We start from the raw sequence: 1,564 nt of genomic DNA on the forward strand, positions 1-1,564 counted from the left end.
AGTTGTTGCAGGCCCTGATGGTAAATGGACAGTACCAAATCCAGGTGACTTGACTGATGGTCAAACAGTGACTGCAACAGCGACTGATCCAGCAGGCAACCCGTCATTACCTGGTTCAGCAGTAGTAGATACAGTTGCACCAACAGTGGCTGTAACGACAGCATTGACCAATGACAGTACACCTGCATTAACAGGCACAGTAAACGATCCAACTGCGAAAGTTGTGGTGACTGTCGATGGTGTGAACTATCCAGCGACGAACAATGGTGATGGTACCTGGACGCTTGCAGATAATACGCTTCCGGTATTGGCTGATGGTCCACATACGGTCACTGTGACTGCAACAGACCCAGCAGGTAATGTAGGTACAGGTAGTGCAGTGTTGACGGTAGATACCACAGCACCAAATGCACCAGTGATTGATCCAATCAATGCGAGTAATCCTGTCACAGGTACGGCTGAACCTGGTTCAACAGTTAAGGTGACTTTCCCGGATGGCAGTACAGCAACAGTTGTTGCAGGCCCTGATGGTAAATGGACAGTACCAAATCCAGGTGACTTGACTGATGGTCAAACAGTGACTGCAATAGCGACTGATCCAGCAGGCAACCCGTCATTACCTGGTTCAGCAGTAGTAGATGCAGTTGCACCAACAGTGGCTGTAACGACAGCATTAACCAATGACAGTACACCTGCATTAACAGGTACAGTAAACGATCCAACTGCGAAAGTTGTAGTGACTGTCGATGGTGTGAACTATCCAGCGACGAACAATGGTGATGGTACCTGGACGCTTGCAGATAATACGCTTCCTGCATTGACAGATGGTCCACATACGGTCACTGTGACTGCAACAGACCCAGCAGGTAATGTGGGAACAACAAATGCGGTGGTGACGGTAGATACGACAGCACCAGTCGTTGCCTTGAATGATGTGTTAACCAATGACAGTACACCTGCATTAACAGGTACAGTAACTGACCCGACAGCGACGGTGGTGGTAACTGTCGATGGTGTGAACTATCCAGCGACGAACAATGGTGATGGTACCTGGACGCTTGCAGATAATACGCTTCCTGCATTGACAGATGGTCCACATACGGTCACTGTGACTGCAACTGATCCTGCAGATAATGTGGGAACAACAAATGCGGTGGTGACAGTAGATACCACAGCACCAGTTGTTGCCTTGAATGATGTGTTAACCAATGACAGTACACCAGCATTAACAGGTACAGTAAACGATCCAACTGCGAAAGTTGTAGTGACTGTCGATGGTGTGAACTATCCAGCGACGAATAATGGTGATGGTACCTGGACGCTTGCAGATAATACGCTTCCGGTATTGGCTGATGGCCCTCATACGGTCACTGTGACTGCAACCGATCCTGCAGGTAATGTAGGTACGGATAGTGCAGTGTTGACGATTGATACCATACCAGCGAACTTGCTGGGTGCGATTACCGTACCGGACGACCTGAACGGTGACGGCATCATCAATGCATCAGAACTTGGCGCAGACGGTAGCTTCGATGCCCGTGTAGCATTGGGTCCAGATGCAGCG

The 1,564-nt window shown here is 49.3% G+C and carries 1 protein-coding gene; it reads left to right on the forward strand.

Annotated features, from left to right (window positions below):
• Positions 1 to 1,564: Ig-like domain-containing protein (locus AC056_RS19115; protein ID WP_213033519.1), on the forward strand; the 1,564-nt coding region annotated here is incomplete at both ends.

The organism is Acinetobacter genomosp. 33YU, from assembly GCF_001990725.1.
In the GTDB taxonomy this organism is placed as follows: Bacteria; Pseudomonadota; Gammaproteobacteria; order Pseudomonadales; family Moraxellaceae; genus Acinetobacter; species Acinetobacter seifertii.